This is a genomic window from Kribbella deserti, from assembly GCF_042434725.1.
Classification (GTDB): Bacteria; Actinomycetota; Actinomycetes; order Propionibacteriales; family Kribbellaceae; genus Kribbella; species Kribbella deserti.
This window is the reverse complement of sequence record NZ_JBHLTC010000040.1, coordinates 106912-123804: the sequence shown is the minus strand read 5'-3', so window position 1 is coordinate 123804 and position 16893 is coordinate 106912. Positions and strand designations below refer to the sequence as shown.

The following is a 16893-nucleotide window of genomic DNA, read 5'->3' as shown; positions in this document are numbered from 1 at the left end:
GGAGGTATTGATGAAGGTTCGACTCGCGCGCCCGCTGGGCGTCTTGGCGCTGGTTCTCGGGCTGGCAACCCTGCCCGCCCTCACCGCGTCGGCGATCACGGGTGGTGAGCCTGACGGCGAAGGCCACCCGAATGTCGGCATGATCGCGTTCTACGACGGCACGGACCGCTTCCGCTGCTCGGCCACGCTGGTCAGCCCGACCGTGGTCCTGACCGCCGCACACTGCACCCTCGGCACGGTCGGTAGGACGGCGGTGACGTTCAAGTCGGTCATCGCGCTCAAGCCGCCGTCTCCCCTACCCGTTGCGGCAAACCCCGCGAAGGGCTACACGCAGGCGGAGCTGGAGGCCGCCGGATACCACTCCGGTACGGCGCACAGCCACCCGAAATACTCGGACTTCACCGATATGGCGAACTGGAACGACGTCGGCGTGATCGTGCTGGACCGCCCGATCACGAACATCACCCCGGCGAAGATCGCGCCGAGCAAGCATCTCGACACGATCCCGACCTCCCAGCTAAACAAGACGCTGTTCAAGGCGGTCGGCTATGGCACGGAGGTCCGCAAGGGCGAGGACGGCAACCGCAAGCCCACGCCCATGTCGTACCCGCTGCTGCGCCGGGTGGCTCAGGCGCCGGGCCAGAAGCTCACCCCGCAGATCCTGCAGGTGAACGGCAACCCGAACGACAACCGCGGCACCGGCGGAACCTGCTTCGGTGACTCCGGCGGCCCGAGCTTCCACAGCGGCTATGTGGTCACCGTGACGAGCTACGGCTACACGGCCAACTGCAGGTACCTCGGCGGCCTGCAGCGCGTCGACGTCCCAGTAGTCCAGAACTGGCTCGCCACCTTCGGCGTCAAGGCCGGCTGAGCTCAAGCCTTCTGCGGACTTGCGGCCGGGGATCAGCTTTCCCCGGCCGCAAGCCTCAGAACACTCAGGACATGACGGCGAGGGCGTCGATCTCGACGAGCATCTCCTCGCGCGGCAGACCGGTCATGACCGTCGTACGGGACGGCAGTACGGAGGCGCGCGGGGTGACGAACTCGCCGTACGCCTCGTTCATCGCGGCGAAGTCGTCGCGAGTGGTGAGGTAGACGCGCAGCATGATCACGTCGTCGAAGCTCGCGCCGGCCGCGATCAAAATGGCCTCGACGTTCTGCAGGGTACGAATGGTCTGGGCCTTCACGTCACCGGGGTACAGGTACTCGTTGGTCGCCGGGTCGACCGGCCCCTGACCCGAGACCTGCAGCAGGTTGCCCTTGCGCACGCCCTGGGAGAACGTGTGCGCCGGAGCGGGTGCGTCGGTGGTGGAGATGGCGATCTTGAGGGACATCAAAAGCCTTTCAAGCAGTCGTGGTTGGTGAGTAGTCGGCGCCGATGGCCGCGGTGGTGGCGAGCAGCTCCGGCAGCAGGTCGAGGACTTGCTCGTAGCCGAGCAGGACGTCCGGTACCGAAACCGATACCGCACCGACCACTCGTTTCGAGCCGTCGATGATCGGGGCGCCGATGCAGTTGATGAACGACTCGTGCTCGGCGTGGTCCTGGGCCCAGCCCTGCGCCCGCACCCGGTCCAGCTCGTCGCGCAGGTCGTCCGGGCCGGTGATGGTCCGATCGGTGAAGCGCGGGTAGTCGATCGTGGCCAGCAAGGTCTCGCGCGTTCGCTTGGGCTGCGCCGCCAGCAGGACCTTGCCGACGGCGGTGCAGTGCAGCGCGGCCGGCACGCCGACCTGCGAGTACATCCGGACCGACTGCACGCTGTCGAGCTTGTCGATGTAGATGACCTGCCCGTTCTCGTACGCCGCGAGGTGCACGGTCTGCCCGGTGCGCTGGTTCAGCCGGCGCAGGTGCGGCGCGGCCACCTCCCGTACGGCGTGTTGCTCACGGGCCGCATCCGCCAAGGCGAACAGGCGCGAGCCGAGCCGATAGCGATGCGCGTCGTCGTGCCGCACGAACCGCTCGGCCTCCATCGTGCGCAGCAGGCGCAGCACCGTGGTCTTGTGCACGTCCAGCTCGGTCGCCAGCTCGTCCAGCGAGTGGTCCCGCTCACCGAGGCTGACGAGAATCTGCAGGGCTCGGGCCAGGCTCTGACTCATGCGGCACCTCCAAGAACTGGGGACTGGATGCCTGTCGGGCCGACGCGGGTGGCTGACCACTCGTCGACCGGGCAGGCCAACAGAGCTTGCCGTATCTCCAGCGCGGGCGGAACGGCGTGGTCCTCCGGAACGGCTAGAACGGCCGCAGCGGTCAGATGCCCCAACCGCAACCTCTGCTCCATCGGAAGGTCCTGCAGAGTCCCGGCCAAGTAGCCCGCGGCAAAGGCATCGCCAGCCCCCACTGGCTCTACTACATCGACACTGAGCGCCGGAACCTCCACACGTGCGCCGTCCGGCAATAGCGCTAGAGCCACGTGAGAGTCGGACTTGAGCACAATCGTCGCCGCAGGTCCCAGTAGCCCCCGCAACTCGTCCGGATCGCTAGTCCCGGCAAAGACCTCTGCCTCATCCGCACCCAGCAGGATCAGGTCTGCCGCCCGCAGCAGTCGCCAAAGCGGTGCGGGATCTCTGTCCTTCCAAAGCGCGGGCCGCCAGTTCAAGTCCACACTCAACGTGAAACCGGCTGTTTCGCGTAGAGCGGCTAGGCGGTCCAGCAAGCTCGCCGCCGAGGCTGAGATGGCTGCGGTGATTCCAGTGGTGTGAACCAGCTCTGCGCCAGCCAGGCGGTTGCGAACGGCCGGCTGGTCCAAGAAGCCTGCGTCCATCGCAGCGGCAGCAGAACCCGAACGGTAGTAGTGCATCCGGGTCCGGCCACCAAGGGTGTGCTTCACGTAGAGACCGGTAGGCCGCTCGATGTCGTCCTCGACTCCCCCGACGTCTACACCGCGACTGATCAGGTCCTGGCGCACATGGCGCCCGAAGCCGTCGGCGCCGAGCCGCGAGATCCAGCCCGTCGGCACGCCCAGAGCCGCGAGACCACCAGCCACGTTGCACTCCGCGCCGCCTACGGACCGCCGGAAGGTCTCGACGTCCTCCAGCGGCGCGGTCTCGTCGGCCGGCGCGAGCATGATCATCGCCTCGCCCAGGCAGACCGCGCGGGGTACCGGATCGGCCATGCGGGTCCTCTCGAAAGCGCTACTCGTTGACGGGAGTTCTGACGCGATGCTACAACCGAGACATCAGAATGCGCAATGGTGATTGCACTATTTGCAATTCAGGCTCATTCTGAGAGCACAGCCCATCCGTAAGCCGTGACGTGGAGGAACTTGATGCCCGCTCTGGACAGCTCGGCTGTTGCCGCTCTGGCCGACCAGACCGTCGGCTGGCAGGACAAAGCGATTCCACCCGCGTTCTGGGGCAGGACGGTCGCGGAGGTGCTGGCCGCGAAGCCGCGACTGTCCGAGCTGCCGACGCCACTGTTCACGCTGTCCGGCCCGGCGCTGGAGCACAACGTCACCACGATGGCCCGCTGGTGCGCCGATCGCGGCGTCCTGCTCGCGCCGCACGGCAAGACCACGATGTCGCCCGCCCTGTGGCAGCGGCAGCTCGAGGCCGGCGCCTGGGGTATCACGCTGGCCAACTCGTACCAGCTGAGCGTCGCCCGGGCCTTCGGCGTCGCCCGGGTCATGGTGGCCAACGCGGTCATCTCCCCCTTGGCCCATCGGTGGATCGCCGACCAACTGGCCGAGGACCCGGCCTTCGAGGTGATCGTCTGGGCCGACTCCGTCCGTACGGTCGAGCTCATCGACGCCGCGCGCGCCGCGCACGTGAGCCCCGACGCGCGCCGCCTCGACGTACTGGTGGAGTTGGGCGCGCATGGCGGCCGGACGGGCGCCCGCGACCGGCAGACCGCCCGGGCCATCGCGGAGGCCATCGCCGCCTCGAAGACGCTTCGCCTGGCGGGAGTCGCGGGGTACGAGGGGTCGCTTTCGCACGGTACGGATGACGCCAGCCTGGCAGTCATCGCGAACTACCTGCGCGACTTGAAGACCCTGCACGAGGAAGTACGCGATCTCTACCCTGCAGACCTCGAACCGATCGTCACCGCTGGCGGTAGCGCCTACTTCGACGTGGTGGCTGACGTGCTCGCGGGCCTGGAGAACGCTCAGGTCGTACTACGTTCCGGTGCGTACGTCGCCCACGATGACGGGTTCTACCGGGTCATCTCCCCGCTAGGTGGCGAACCCCGCACGCCCGGGGGGCAGCTTGTACCGGCCATGCACGGGTGGATCCGGATTAGCTCACAGCCGGAACCCGGCCTGGCCATCTTCGATGCGGGTAAGCGGGATCTGCCGTTCGACGAGGGCATGCCCGAACCGCAACTGCTGCGTCCTCGGACACCCGGCGAGGCCGTGACCCCGGTCGAAGGCCTGAGCATTCCGTCGATCAACGACCAGCACGGCTTCCTGCGCTGGGATCCGGCCATTGCGGCGCCGGTGGTGATCGGCGACGAGCTCCGCGTCGGCTTGTCGCATCCGTGTACGGCCTTCGACAAATGGGGGCTGGTCCCGGTCATCGACGACCCGGACGCCGACGATCCGGTGATCGTCGACCTGATCCGTACCTTCTTCTGATGAGCGGCCTTCCCGAGACGTCAGGAGCGAAGATGACCGACCTGCTGATCACCGGGGCGTCCGTACTGGATGGCACCGGCGCCCCCGCGAGGTACGCCGATGTGGCGATCACCGACGGCCGCATCGTTGCCATCGGCAAGGGCCTACCGGGAGGCGCCGACCGTACGATCGACGCGGACGGCTTGACGCTCGCACCGGGCTTCATCGACATGCACGCGCACTCCGATCTGCAGATCCTGGCCAACCCTGATCACACGGCCAAGGTCAGCCAGGGCGTCACGCTGGAGGTGGTCGGCCAGGACGGACTGTCGTTCGCGCCGGTGGACGACCAGACCCGAACCGCGCTGCGGCGCCAGATCGCCGGCTGGAACGGCGAACCGGACGACTTCGACTTCGACTTCGACACCGTCGCGGGCTATCTCGATCGCCTCGATCGCGGAATCGCCTGCAACGCGGCGTACCTGGTCCCCCAAGGCACCCTTCGCCTGATGGTCGTCGGTACGTCGAACCGGCCCGCCACCGCCGCGGAACTCGAACAGATGAAGGCACTACTGGCCACCGGCCTCGAAGAAGGCGCCTTCGGCATGAGCAGCGGGCTCACCTACACGCCCGGCATGTTCGCCGATACGAACGAACTGGTCGAACTCTGCAAGGTGGTTGCCCAGTACAACGGGTACTACAGCCCGCACCAACGGTCGTACGGCAAAGGCGCGGTCGAGGCCTACGCCGAAATGGTGGAGGTGGCCCGGTTGTCCGGCTGCGCCTTGCACCTCACCCACGCCACGATGAACTTCGAGCCGAACCGTGGCCGGGCCGGCGACCTGCTCGCCCTCATCGACGAAGGACTTGCGACCGGTATCGACATCACCACCGACACGTATCCGTACCTGCCGGGGGCAACGACCCTCGCCGCGATCCTGCCGAGCTGGACCTCCGAGGGCGGTCCCGACGCGTTGCTCGCCCGGCTGCGGGACCCGGCCGATCGCGAGCGCATCACCTATGAGCTCGAACAGGTCGGGACGGACGGCTGCCATGGGTGTGTTACCGACTGGCGCACGATCGAAATCGGTGGGGTGAAGAACCCGGAGCTCGCCGACGCCGTCGGTCAGACGATCGAGGCCCTCGCTTCGCAAACCGGACAGCGGCCGGCCGACGTGTTCTTCGACATCCTGATCCGGGACAACCTCGCCACCACGATCCTCCAGCACGTCGGTCATGAGGAGAACGTCCAGGCGATCATGAAACACCCCAGCCATACGGGTGGCTCGGACGCGATTCTGGTCGGCGGCAAACCACATCCGCGAGCCTGGGGCACGTTCCCCCGCTACCTGGCGCACTACGTCCGCGAACTCGGCGTACTGGAACTCGCGGACTGCGTGCACCACCTCACCGGCCGTCCGGCGAGACGCCTCGGTCTGACCGATCGGGGCCTGGTTCGCGAGGGGTGTCACGCGGATCTGGTGTTGTTCGATCCCGACGGCGTGCGCGACACCGCCACGTTCGAGAACCCGCGCCAGCAGGCCGAGGGAATTCCCTGGGTGCTGGTGGCCGGAACCCCTGTGATCGAGGCCGGCGTACGGACCGAAGCCCTGCCCGGTAAGGCCCTCCGACGTACCACTGATGCTGAGAAAGGCGTTTGATGACCACCCTGGACCTGCTCCGCGAAGACCGTGTGCTCAGCGTCGTACGCGCTCCGTCGATCGATGACGCGCGTGACCTGTGCGCCGCGTTGGTTGCCGGGGGCATCCATGTGATCGAGCTGACCTTCACCACGCCGGAGTTGCCGCGGCACCTGGAACGAGCCGCGTCCGGCTCCGGCGATACCGGCGCGGTGGTCGGCGCGGGCACGGTACAGACCTTCGCCCACGCGCAGCAGGCGATCGACGCCGGTGCTCAGTTCCTGGTCACGCCCGGCCAGGGGCCCGAGGCGGCCGCGATCGTGGACGCGGCTCAGCGCGGCGGTGTTCCGGTTGTGCTCGGTTCGTTCACGCCGTCGGAGGTGATGACCGCGATGGCGCTGGGGGCCGACGCGGTCAAGATCTTCCCGGCCCACCACCTGGGCCCGAGGTACCTCAAAGACCTCAGCGGGCCGTTTCCCGGCGTCCCGCTGGTTCCGTCCGGTGGTGTGAACGCCGGCAACGCGCGTCAGTTCCTCGAGGCCGGCGCCCTGGCCGTCAGCGCTGGAACCGATGTGGTGTCCCCCGCCGACGTGGTGGACGGCCGCTGGGCCGATATCACCGCGAAGGCGACCGCTTTCCGCGCAGCGTTGCGCTGATCCCCACTGCCCGAAAGAGTCCCTATGAATGAAGTTCTCGATTGGCTGCACCATGACACGGCAGGCTTGTTGCTGCTGTGCCTGCTGGCCATCGGCTTGTTGCTGTTCCTGATCATCAAGGTCAAACTCGAGCCGTTCATCTCGCTGCTCGCGACCGGCCTGTTCCTCGCGCTGGCGGCCGGCCTGAACGTCCGGGTCATCGTCGGTACCGCCCTGAAGGCCAACGAATCCGTACTGGAAAAGGGCTTCGGCGGCATTCTCGGCCATATCGCGGTCATCATCGGCCTCGGCACCGTGCTCGGCGCGCTGCTCGAACGATCCGGCGGCGCCGACGTGCTCAGCCAGAAACTGCTGCGCATCTTCGGACCGAAGGGCACACCGATCGCGATGGGCCTGGTCGGCCTCATCTTCGGTATCCCGGTCTTCTTCGACATCGGCATCTTCGTGCTCGCACCGCTGGTGTACGTCGCGGCGAAGCGTGGCGGCAAGTCCCTGGTGCTGTACGCCCTACCGGTCCTGGCGGGTCTGTCCATGACCCACGCGTTCCTGCCGCCACACCCGGGCCCGACGGCCGTGGCGGGTCTGTTGCAGGTGGACATGGGCTGGCTGATCCTGATCGGTCTGGCCTGCGGTATTCCGGCATTCGCCGTCGCGGGCATTCTCTGGCCGATGTACATCGCGCCGCGCGTGCCGGTCGCCGTGCCGGACGAGTTCCTGGTCGCGGAGCCCGCGGAGGGCGAGGTCAAGGAGCCGCCGCGGCTGCCGACCGTACTGGCAGTCATCGTGTTGCCGCTGATCCTGATTCTCGGGGCCACGTTCGGCACGTTGCTGCTCGATCCGAAGCGGGATCTGCTCAGCGTGCTGACGTTCATCGGCAACCCGGCGGTGGCTCTGCTGATCGCGGTACTGCTGGCGTACTACCTGCTCGGCAAGCGGCGCGGTATGACCAACACCGAGTTCAGCGAGCTGAGCAGTGAATCGCTGAAACCGGTGGGCATGATCTTGTTGGTGGTCGGCGCCGGTGCGTTCTTCGGCGCGGTCATCTCGGCGACCGGGGTGGGCGCCGCGCTGGCCACAAGCCTGTCGAAGGCGGGGCTGCCGGTACTACTACTGGCTTACGTGATCTCCTGCGGACTCCGCATCGCGCAGGGCTCCGCGACCGTCGCCATCGTCGCCACCGGCGGAATCGTCGGGCCGCTGATCACCGACGCGGGCTACTCGCAGATCCAGCTCGCGCTGATCGCGATCGCCATCTGCGCCGGCTCGATCATCCTCAGCCATGTGAACGACGGCGGCTTCTGGATCGTCGCGAAGTACTTCAACATGACGGTCAAGCAAACCCTGCAAACCTGGACCGTCCTGGAAACCATCCTCTCCCTAACCGCCTTCGCCACCACCGCCCTCCTCTGGGCAATCTTCTAGCCCGCCAACAGGCCGGATCGCTTTGTGGCGGTCCGGCCTGTCTAGTCAGGCGTCTTCCGTCGACACGTCGTCGCCGGACATCGCGTTGACCAGGTAGACCTGGGCACCGGCCTCGGAGTCACGGCCGCAGCGCACGGCATGAACGTCAGTGCCTCAGATGGCCTCTGCGAGTTCGACCGCCGTTCGAGTTGGCCCGCGCTCAACTAGCCGGTTCAGGCGCTGCCCATTCGGCGACTCGGCCTTCGTGTAGTTCGGCGTAGACCCGGTCCCGGAGTTCGTTGGCCTCCGCGTCGGTAAGGGTCCGGTCGAGCGGACGCAGGACCAGCCGGACCAGCAGGTTCCGTTGCCCCGGTTCGAGCTGGAGCCGGGCTCGCGCGGTTTCCGGCAGGGCGTCGTACGTCGTCTCGCCGCGGGCCTCGACCGACTCAACCGCGTCGGCCTGTTCACCAAGGGCTTCGCGTACTCGATCGCCCAGGGCCTCGTCCGAGGCGTCTACCTCGGGCCCGATCACCACGGACAGGTCCCGCCGTACCGCGGGCATCGCCGACACCGGGCGGTACGGCGCCAGGTCGGTCAGCTGCGCCGCGACGCGTGGATCCGCCGAACGCAACAACCGGATGTCGCCGATCCCCTTGCGCAGCATCACCAGCCGATCGAGCCCGAGCCCCATCGCCAAACCAGCCCAAGTCGCATCGAGGCCCGCGCGCCGCAGTACGCCGGCCGAGGCCAAACCGCATTCGCCGATCTCGATCCATTGCCCTTGCCAACGAACGTCGATCTGCCGGCCTTCGGTCGTATAGGGATGAACCGCCGGAACCGTACGCCAGTCCGCTCCGGGCAGAGCCGCCTCGACCACTCCCGCGATCATCCGTTCCAGGTCCGCCTCCGCGCACGGCGCCGTACGCTTGATGCGCCAAAGATCCAGCTGATGCGGCGTACCTGTGTGCTGCCAGTCGACGCTGTCCCGCCGATAGCAAATCCCCGCACACACAAGCAGTACGTCGCCCGGCGCAGCTTCGTCGTCGCCCGATTCGTCGCCCGATTCGTCGCCCGATTCGTCGCCCGATTCGGCGCTCGATTCGGCGCTCGATTCGGCGGCGAGTTGGCGGAGTGCGGGCGGGACCATCGCCGAGCTGTGGCTCCGTAGCACCTCGCCCGGGCCGACGTACCGGGTGTAGCGGGCGTCGCGTGTGACGGCGTCCGGCGCGTAACCGAGGTTGTCGTAGTTGTCCGCAAGCGGGACCACCGGATGATCCCGGCGAACCCGCACTTCAGCGGCAGGCCAGCTCTCGGCCAAGGCGGTCCGGAGGGCGTCAACGATCAGCTGAATCGCGTGCGGACCTTGCCCGGGATCGGTCAGGTCGCGAATGGTCAATGCCGGGTGGTTCATCGGGTTTCTCCAAGGTGTGAAGGCGATTCGGTGGGAATTCACACCCCGACCGGCCGCGATCACCTGGAGAAGACCCGGCGCCTACCTACCTGAGCGCACGCGAACGGCCAACCCCGACGGCACCACCGCACCGGCCGGGGCCACAAAATCGCCGCCCATACCTAACCACCCCACCACCGTACCCGACACCCCTTCGCCCTAGTCGGTCATTTTCGGATGACCCGTACTCGCGAACCGGAGGTAAATGGTCTTCCTCGCGTCGTCGATCACGCACCAGATCCGGCCGCCGTTGGTCACCTCCACCTGCCATTGCTTCAGGCCGTCCACGGTCGCCAGCTTGCCCTTCAACTGGTGATGCCGACCGTCCGGAGGATGCGGACGCGGATCCGCCAGGATCTTCTCCCAAGCCTTGCGGGTGTTGCCCGGCGCCTGCCGGCACAGCTCTTCCCAGCTTTTGGCCGCATCGCTGGTGCCGAACCGCATCTCCCACTTCCCGGGCTCGGCGGGTGGCGCGACCCGATCGTTGCGCTTCGCCGGGCTCATGCGGGCGGTTCGGGCACCGGCCCGTGGTCGCCCAGGCGGGAGCTCAACGCGGCGAACAGCTCAGGGTCGGAGTGGATCTCGGCCGTGTGCCGCCAGGCAGTGATCGTCTGCAGAATCGCGGCCGGCGATTCCAGCTCCGCACTGGCATCCATAACCTGAATGAGTTCCTCGGCGAAGGCGGCGACGTCTTCCGAAGGCAGGAAGCCGATCCAGGGAAAGGCCGTCGGCAAGATGTCGAGCAGGTACTGGGATCGCACAGCCGGGTTACTCATCACGGCGCGCAGCATCCGGATGACGACCTGGAAAAGCTCATCGTCCTGGCTGGCTCTTGCCGCGGTACTCAGCACCAGGTCGTCCGAGCCGCGACGGGCAAGGCGCAAGGAACGCGCGTTCGAGCGCCCCAGCTTCTCCACCGTGGAGGTGGGATCGCGGAGTAGCTCCGAGAAGTTGACGACATTCTGCAGCTTGGCGGCCATACTTCAAGACTACTTCTGAACTACTCCGCTCGCAAATCTGCCTCTGGCTTATTTCAGGCGGGCTGTCAGGGCGAAGGCGTTGGGGAGGCGGCCTTGCCAGGCGGCGACGGGAGGCAGGTCGGCTGGGCGCCAGAAGGGTTCGGCGTATTCCTCCAGGACCAGCACCTCCAGACCGGCCGAGGCGAGGGTGGTGACGATTTCGCCGAGGGTCCATTGCCACTCGCGTGCGCCGTTCGCGGGAAAGGTGTCGTTGATGTGGGTCCGGCCGAAGTAGCCGCGATCCGGGTGGATGCGGGTCTCGTCCTCGTCCCACGTCCACAGCGGGACCATCGGATGCGCCTCGTAGACGAACAGATGACCACCGGGCCGCAGTAGCCGGGCGATATCCCGTGCCCAGGCGGACAGATCGCGCATCCAGATCAACGCGCCCTTGCCGGTGTAGACGAGATCCGCGCAGCTGTCGCGCAGCGGAACACCCGGCACCTCCGCGGCCAAGTAGCGGCAGGCCTTCGCGAGGTCGTTCGCGCGGCGCTGCGCCATGGTGGCGGCCACCTCGCTGTAGTCGACGCCGACCACCGATCGCGCGCCCGCGTCGATCAGCGCCACGTCGTCGAGGCCGTGCCCGCTCTGCAGGTGAACCACCTCGGGGGAAGTGGCCAGCAGCGGTGCCAGCAATTCGCGCTCGCGCTCGAAGAGGATCGTGCCGGCGCGGGCTTCCGCCAGCAGTTCGTCGTACTCGTTGATGTGTTTCTGGGAGGCCGTTCCCAAGCGATCCGGTTCTGCTTCACCTCGGAGTCCATCCGGCAACTCTGGCGTACCGGTCCCGCGCTGGCGACCGGTTAAACGTTGGGCCGGGATGGGAGGATCAGGTGATGCGATGGATTGACGCACTCGAGGAACTCGCGGCCGGGCGTCTCCCCGAGCCCGTGCATCGGTACTTCCGTCAGGGCTCGGCAGGCGGTATCAGCGCCGCCGAGGCGGTAGACGCCTGGAACGCGATCCGGTTTCGCCCGCAGGTACTGACCGACGTCTCGCAGATCGACCTGAGTACGACGGTCGCGGGAACTCCGGTCGACGTACCCGTCCTGGTGGCGCCGACAACCCTGCAGCGGCAGGCCGATCCCGACGGCGAAGCGGCGATGGCGGCCGGGACCGGGGCGGCCGGATCGCTGGTGGTGGTGTCGAGCAACGCCGGGACCACGTTCGCCGACATTGGCGCGACGGGTACGCCTTGGTGGTTGCAGATCTACGTCGCCCGGAACCGCTCGGCCACGATCGAGATGCTGGACGCCGCCGTAGCCGCAGGAGCCCGGGCCGTCGTACTAACGGCTGACACTCCAGTAGTAGGCCGCAAGGAAGACAGCGGGCCTACCGTCTGGGAGGTGATCCAGCCCGGGCACCTGCTAGCCAACCTCGAAGAGGACAAGTACACGAACGAGGACCTGGCCAAGGCCGACGACCTCGGGCCTGACGTAATCGGCTGGCTCGCGGAACGTACGGGACTGCCCGTACTGATCAAGGGCGTACTACGCGGGGACGACGCCCTACGCTGCGCCGAAGCCGGTGCCGCCGGGGTGATCGTCTCGAACCACGGCGGCCGCCAACTCGACGGAGCCATCCCGACCGCCCGGGCCCTACCCGAAGTGGCCGAGGCCCTCGCCGGCACGACCACCGAGGTGTACGTCGACGGAGGCCTTCGCCGCGGCGAGCACGTTCTTGCCGCACTGGCGATGGGCGCTCGCGCCGTACTGGTGGGACGTCCGGCGCTGTGGGCGCTTTCGGTCGAAGGCGCACCCGGCGTGACCCGGTTGCTCAACGACCTCGGCGCGGAGCTGGATCACGCCCTTCGCCTCTGCGGCCGGGCCAACCCGGCTGCGCTCACCCCGGACCTCCTGGGCTGAACTCGCTGGCAACGCGAAAGGCCCCGGTCAACGACCGGGGCCTTTCGACTACGTACTACCGCTTCGGAACCAGCGAGGCTCAGGCCTCGACCGGGTCCTCGAGCAGGTTGCGCGTACGGTTCGGGTCGACCTGGATACCAGGACCCATGGTGGTCGACATGACCGTCTTGCGGATGTAGCGGCCCTTGGAGCTGGACGGCTTGAGACGCAGGATCTCGTCGAGCGCGGCCGCGTAGTTCTCCACCAGCTGGGCCTCGGTGAAGGAGGCCTTGCCGATGATGAAGTGCAGGTTCGCGTGCCGGTCGACCCGGAACTCGATCTTGCCGCCCTTGATCTCGGTGACGGCCTTCGCGACATCCGGGGTGACGGTGCCGGTCTTCGGGTTCGGCATCAGACCACGCGGGCCGAGCACGCGGCCCAGCCGGCCGACCTTGCCCATCAGGTCGGGGGTGGCGACGACGGCGTCGAAGTCCAGCCAGCCGCCGCTGACCTTCTCCAGCATGTCGTCCGAACCGACGAAGTCGGCGCCGGCGGCCAGTGCGGCCTCCGCCTTCTCACCGGTGGCGAAGACGAGGACCCGAGCCGTCTTGCCGGTACCGTGCGGAAGGTTGACGGTGCCGCGCACCATCTGGTCCGCCTTGCGGGGGTCGACACCGAGTCGCATGGCGACGTCGACGGTCGAGTTGAACTTCTTGGAACCGGCGGCGTCCTTCGCCAGCTTGACCGCCTCGAGGGGCGAGTACAGCTTGTCGGCGTCGATCTTCTCGGCCACCGCGCGGTAGCTCTTGCTGCGCTGAGTCATAGGTGTTCCTCTCGTGGGATGTGGTCGTCGGGCGGCGCTGTCGCCCTGCCACTACTACTGGTGGTGCGAACCGACCTGGGTCAGTTCTCGACGGTGACGCCCATCGAGCGCGCAGTGCCCTCGATGATCAGCATCGCCGCGTCGATGTCGCGGGCGTTCAGGTCCGGCATCTTGGTTTCCGCGATCTCGCGGACCTGAGCCTTGGTGATCTTGCCGACCTTGTCCTTCTGCGGGACGGCCGAGCCCTTCTGCACGCCGGCAGCCTTCTTGATCATCTCGGGCGCCGGGGGCGTCTTCGTGACGAAGGTGAAGGTGCGGTCTTCGTAGATCGTGATCTCGACCGGCACGACGTTGCCACGCATGGATTCCGTCTGGGCGTTGTACGCCTTGCAGAACTCCATGATGTTGACGCCGTGCGGACCGAGCGCGGTACCGACCGGCGGCGCCGGCGTGGCGGCACCGGCCTGGAGCTGCACCTTGACGAGGGCAGCGATCTTCTTCTTGGGAGGCATCTTCTCGGGTCCTTAGACTTTCTGGATCTGGCTGAAGCTGAGCTCGACCGGGGTCTCCCGGCCGAAGATCTCCACCAACGCCTTGATCCGCTGGGCGTCGGGGTTGATTTCGGTGATGGTGGCGTGCAGGGTCGCGAACGGCCCATCCACGACCATGACCGAGTCGCCCACCCCGAAATCGGCGACCTCGACCTTCTTCTTGGCCGGAGTCTTCGTGGTGGTACCGCCGGTCTCGGCGGCCTCTGCCTCGGCCGCAGCGACCACTGCCGGGGCAAGCATCTTCTCGACCTCTTCGAGGCTGAGCGGGACGGGCTTTTGGCTGTGCCCGACGAACCCGGTCACCGACGGGGTGTGCCGAACCGTCGACCACGACTCGTCCGTGAGGTCCATCCGGACCAGCACGTAGCCGGGCAGCACGGTCCGCTTCACCATCCGGCGCTGGCCGTTCTTGATCTCGGCGACCTCTTCGGTCGGCACGACGATCTCGAAGATGAAGTCCTCCATGTTGAGGGAGGTGATCCGGTTCTCCAGGTTCGCCTTGACCCTGTTCTCCATACCGGAGTAGGTGTGCACGACGTACCAGTCGCCGAACTTGGACCGAAGCGCGCTGCGGAACTCCTCCAGCGGGTCGCCCGGCTCCTGCTCGACGGCCTCTTCCTCTTCTTCCTCGTCGTCGGTGCCGCCGGCGGTCGCGACCGCGTCGTCATCGTCGTCGCCGGAAGAGAAGGTGGCGGCGGCCGGGGCGAGCTCCGCCGCGGCGGTCACCTCGTCCTCGTCCTCGTCGTCTTCTTCGTCCTCATCCTCGACCGAGGAGACGGAGGCAACGGCCGGGGCCACCTCGTCGTCGTCTTCCTCGTCGGTTTCCTCGACGGCCGTTACCGGCGTCGCGGGCTCGGCGAAGGGATCGTCGGAGTCGGAGTCGACCTCGAAGAGCTCGTCCTCGCTACCCGCTTCTTCAATGCCGAAGTCGAAGTCGTCGAGATCGATCTCGTCGTCCGCGTCAGCGGTTACGTCGACTTCGTCCTCGAGGTCGAGGTCATCGTCGTCGCGCTGGTCTGACACGTTGTCTCCAAAATCTCTTATGCGGTGCTGAGGGGTACCACGGGCGATCGATGCTTCGGTCAGCCGAAGATCTTGAACATCGCCCAGCCGAACGCGAGGTCGAGCACGGACACGATCGCGATGACGAACACCACGAAGGTCAGCACGACCACGAAGTACGTGGACAGTTGCTTGCGGGTCGGCCAGACCACCTTGCGGAGCTCGGCCACGACCTGCCGGTAGAAGCGCAGCAGTCGGTTGCCCGAGCCGCCCTCGGCCGGGCGGCCGGCGCCGGACGTTGCCGGGGTGCGGGTCTCCGTCACGACCAACCTTCTTCCTGTGCGATCCGAATACAACCTGTCTTGGTTCCGCGAACAGCCTCACGTGCGCTGCGGTACGGCCCTGCTAAGGCACCTGGCCGGCCGCTGGGGCCGGCCAGGTGTTCTGCAGGGCAGGAGGGACTTGAACCCCCAACCTTCGGTTTTGGAGACCGATGCTCTGCCAGTTGAGCTACTGCCCTACGGGTGAAGTCGGCCTGATCTCGGGCATGCCGGATCAGGGCCTCCTACGCCCGGGGAACGAGTGTACGGGGTGAAAGGTGCCCGGGTCGAACTGGGCCTGTCACCCCGGCGCCACTCGCGCCGGTTCCCCGTGTGACAGCCGAGACTACCTACCGAGACCGGTATGTCACGCCTCACACGGGAGTGCCAGGATAGCCCCATGGTCTCCCGCATCTCCGAACGCATCGGTGCAATCAGTGAATCCGCGACTCTCGCCGTCGACGCCAAGGCGAAGGCGCTCAAGGCCGCCGGCCGGCCCGTGATCGGTTTCGGCGCCGGCGAGCCCGACTTCCCGACGCCCGGCTACATCGTCGAGGCGGCGGTCGAGGCGGCCCGCGATCCGAAGAACCACCGCTACAGCCCGGCGGGGGGTCTGCCCGAGCTCAAGCAGGCGATCGTCGACAAGACCAAGCGGGATTCCGGCTACGAGGTCGAGGCCGCGCAGGTGCTCGTCACCAACGGCGGCAAGCACGCGGTCTACAACACCTTCGCAACGCTGCTCGATCCGGGCGACGAGGTGCTGCTGCCCGCGCCGTTCTGGACCACCTACCCGGAGGCGATCCGGCTGGCCGGCGGTGTCCCGGTCGAGGTGCTGGCCGACGAGACCCAGAACTACCTGGTCACGGTCGAGCAGCTCGAGGCCGCCCGGACCGAGAAGACCAAGGCGCTGCTGTTCTGCTCACCGTCGAACCCGACCGGCGCGGTGGACAGCCCGGAGGCGGTCAAGGCGATCGGCGAGTGGGCCCTGGAGCACGACATCTGGGTGATCACCGACGAGATCTACGAGCACCTCACGTACGGCGACACCAAGTCCACGTCGATCCCGGTCGCCGTACCGGAACTGGCCGACCGGACCGTCGTGCTGAACGGCGTCGCCAAGACGTACGCGATGACCGGCTGGCGGGTGGGCTGGATGATCGGCCCCAAGGACGTCATCAAGGCCGCGACCAACCTGCAGTCGCACCAGACCTCGAACGTCTGCAACATCGCCCAGCGGGCCGCTATCGCCGCGCTGACCGGTGACCTGACGGCGGTCGAGGAGATGAAGGTCGCGTTCGACCGTCGCCGCAAGACGATGGTCCAGCTGCTGAACGAGATCCCCGGCGTCGAGTGCCCGGAGCCGACCGGCGCGTTCTACGCGTACCCGTCGGTCAAGGGCGTGTTCGGCCGCGACATCAACGGCCGGACGCCGACCACCTCGACCGAACTGGCCGAGATCATCCTGGAAGAGGCCGAGGTCGCGGTCGTACCGGGCGAGGCCTTCGGCGCGCCCGGCTACCTGCGGCTGTCCTACGCCCTCGGCGACGACGACCTGACCGAAGGCGTCAACCGGATCGCCAAGCTGCTTGCCTGAGCTGTTCGCACGCTGAGCTGTTTTCGCGCTGAGCTGTTCGCGCTGGTTT

General features: G+C 67.2%; 18 protein-coding genes and 1 tRNA gene. 7 read left to right on the top strand and 12 right to left on the bottom strand.

What is annotated here, in order from left to right:
- Positions 1-10: 10 nt before the first annotated feature.
- Positions 11-871, top strand: a complete 861-nt coding sequence (locus ACFFGN_RS31835) for a trypsin-like serine protease (protein WP_380055476.1) — start codon at positions 11-13, stop codon at positions 869-871.
- A gap of 64 nt (positions 872-935) precedes the next feature.
- Here the strand turns inward: ACFFGN_RS31835 and ACFFGN_RS31830 are convergent, their stop codons facing one another.
- From ACFFGN_RS31830 to ACFFGN_RS31820, 3 genes are read right to left on the bottom strand one after another with little or no spacing between them, the layout of a single operon-like run.
- Positions 936-1334 (bottom strand): RidA family protein, encoded by a 399-nt coding sequence (locus ACFFGN_RS31830; protein WP_380055473.1) that lies wholly within the window; start codon positions 1332-1334, stop codon positions 936-938.
- A gap of 10 nt (positions 1335-1344) precedes the next feature.
- Entirely contained in the window at positions 1345-2094 is a 750-nt protein-coding gene (locus ACFFGN_RS31825) for an IclR family transcriptional regulator (protein WP_380055470.1), read from the bottom strand.
- Positions 2091-3110 (bottom strand): sugar kinase, encoded by a 1020-nt coding sequence (locus tag ACFFGN_RS31820; RefSeq protein ID WP_380055467.1) that lies wholly within the window; start codon positions 3108-3110, stop codon positions 2091-2093. Before ACFFGN_RS31820 ends, ACFFGN_RS31825 begins: the two co-directional genes overlap by 4 nt.
- A 153-nt stretch (positions 3111-3263) precedes the next feature.
- Here ACFFGN_RS31820 and ACFFGN_RS31815 point away from each other — a divergent pair, with 153 nt between their 5' ends.
- Genes ACFFGN_RS31815 through ACFFGN_RS31800 form a run of 4 tightly spaced genes read left to right on the top strand, consistent with a single transcriptional unit; the run spans position 3264 to position 8265 of the window.
- Positions 3264-4568, top strand: coding sequence for a type III PLP-dependent enzyme domain-containing protein (locus ACFFGN_RS31815; RefSeq protein ID WP_380055465.1), 1305 nt, complete (start codon positions 3264-3266; stop codon positions 4566-4568).
- A complete protein-coding gene (locus ACFFGN_RS31810) occupies positions 4568-6208 on the top strand; it encodes an N-acyl-D-amino-acid deacylase family protein (protein WP_380055462.1) in 1641 nt (546 codons plus the stop codon). The genes ACFFGN_RS31815 and ACFFGN_RS31810 overlap by 1 nt, the downstream gene beginning before the upstream one ends.
- Complete coding sequence (locus ACFFGN_RS31805) at positions 6208-6843, top strand: bifunctional 4-hydroxy-2-oxoglutarate aldolase/2-dehydro-3-deoxy-phosphogluconate aldolase (RefSeq protein WP_380055459.1); 636 nt, start codon at positions 6208-6210, stop codon at positions 6841-6843. The genes ACFFGN_RS31810 and ACFFGN_RS31805 overlap by 1 nt, the downstream gene beginning before the upstream one ends.
- A gap of 24 nt (positions 6844-6867) precedes the next feature.
- On the top strand, positions 6868-8265 hold the full coding sequence (locus tag ACFFGN_RS31800; protein ID WP_380055456.1) for a GntP family permease: 1398 nt from the start codon (positions 6868-6870) through the stop codon (positions 8263-8265).
- Positions 8266-8464: 199 nt separating this feature from the next.
- Here the strand turns inward: ACFFGN_RS31800 and srmL are convergent, their stop codons facing one another.
- From srmL to ACFFGN_RS31780, 4 genes are all read right to left on the bottom strand, one after another.
- Entirely contained in the window at positions 8465-9655 is a 1191-nt protein-coding gene (gene srmL / locus ACFFGN_RS31795; RefSeq protein WP_380055454.1) for a PheS-related mystery ligase SrmL, read from the bottom strand.
- A 198-nt stretch (positions 9656-9853) separates the two neighbouring features.
- Positions 9854-10198, bottom strand: a complete 345-nt coding sequence (locus ACFFGN_RS31790; protein ID WP_380055451.1) for a type II toxin-antitoxin system RelE family toxin — start codon at positions 10196-10198, stop codon at positions 9854-9856.
- Positions 10195-10674, bottom strand: a complete 480-nt coding sequence (locus ACFFGN_RS31785) for a hypothetical protein (protein ID WP_380055449.1) — start codon at positions 10672-10674, stop codon at positions 10195-10197. Before ACFFGN_RS31785 ends, ACFFGN_RS31790 begins: the two co-directional genes overlap by 4 nt.
- A 48-nt stretch (positions 10675-10722) precedes the next feature.
- Positions 10723-11442, bottom strand: a complete 720-nt coding sequence (locus tag ACFFGN_RS31780; RefSeq protein ID WP_380055446.1) for a class I SAM-dependent methyltransferase — start codon at positions 11440-11442, stop codon at positions 10723-10725.
- 104 nt (positions 11443-11546) lie between these two features.
- On the opposite strand from ACFFGN_RS31780, the gene ACFFGN_RS31775 reads away from it, so the two are divergent.
- Positions 11547-12575, top strand: a complete 1029-nt coding sequence (locus tag ACFFGN_RS31775; RefSeq protein ID WP_380055443.1) for an alpha-hydroxy acid oxidase — start codon at positions 11547-11549, stop codon at positions 12573-12575.
- A gap of 79 nt (positions 12576-12654) precedes the next feature.
- On the opposite strand, the gene rplA is transcribed toward ACFFGN_RS31775, so the two are convergent.
- The 5 genes from rplA to ACFFGN_RS31750 form a co-directional block, all read right to left on the bottom strand.
- Positions 12655-13377: a 50S ribosomal protein L1 gene (gene rplA / locus ACFFGN_RS31770; protein WP_380055440.1), complete on the bottom strand. Its 723-nt coding sequence runs from the start codon at positions 13375-13377 to the stop codon at positions 12655-12657.
- Between the two features lie 80 nt (positions 13378-13457).
- Complete coding sequence (gene rplK / locus ACFFGN_RS31765) at positions 13458-13889, bottom strand: 50S ribosomal protein L11 (RefSeq protein WP_380055437.1); 432 nt, start codon at positions 13887-13889, stop codon at positions 13458-13460.
- A 12-nt stretch (positions 13890-13901) separates the two neighbouring features.
- A complete protein-coding gene (gene nusG / locus ACFFGN_RS31760) occupies positions 13902-14726 on the bottom strand; it encodes a transcription termination/antitermination protein NusG (protein ID WP_380056121.1) in 825 nt (274 codons plus the stop codon).
- Between the two features lie 284 nt (positions 14727-15010).
- Positions 15011-15253 (bottom strand): preprotein translocase subunit SecE, encoded by a 243-nt coding sequence (gene secE / locus ACFFGN_RS31755; protein ID WP_380055434.1) that lies wholly within the window; start codon positions 15251-15253, stop codon positions 15011-15013.
- Between the two features lie 124 nt (positions 15254-15377).
- Positions 15378-15450: transfer RNA gene (locus ACFFGN_RS31750), tRNA-Trp, on the bottom strand.
- 200 nt (positions 15451-15650) lie between these two features.
- Here ACFFGN_RS31750 and ACFFGN_RS31745 point away from each other — a divergent pair.
- The gene (locus ACFFGN_RS31745; protein WP_380055431.1) at positions 15651-16844 is read left to right on the top strand and encodes a pyridoxal phosphate-dependent aminotransferase; all 1194 of its coding nucleotides are present in this window, start codon (positions 15651-15653) and stop codon (positions 16842-16844) included.
- Positions 16845-16893 lie beyond the last annotated feature (49 nt).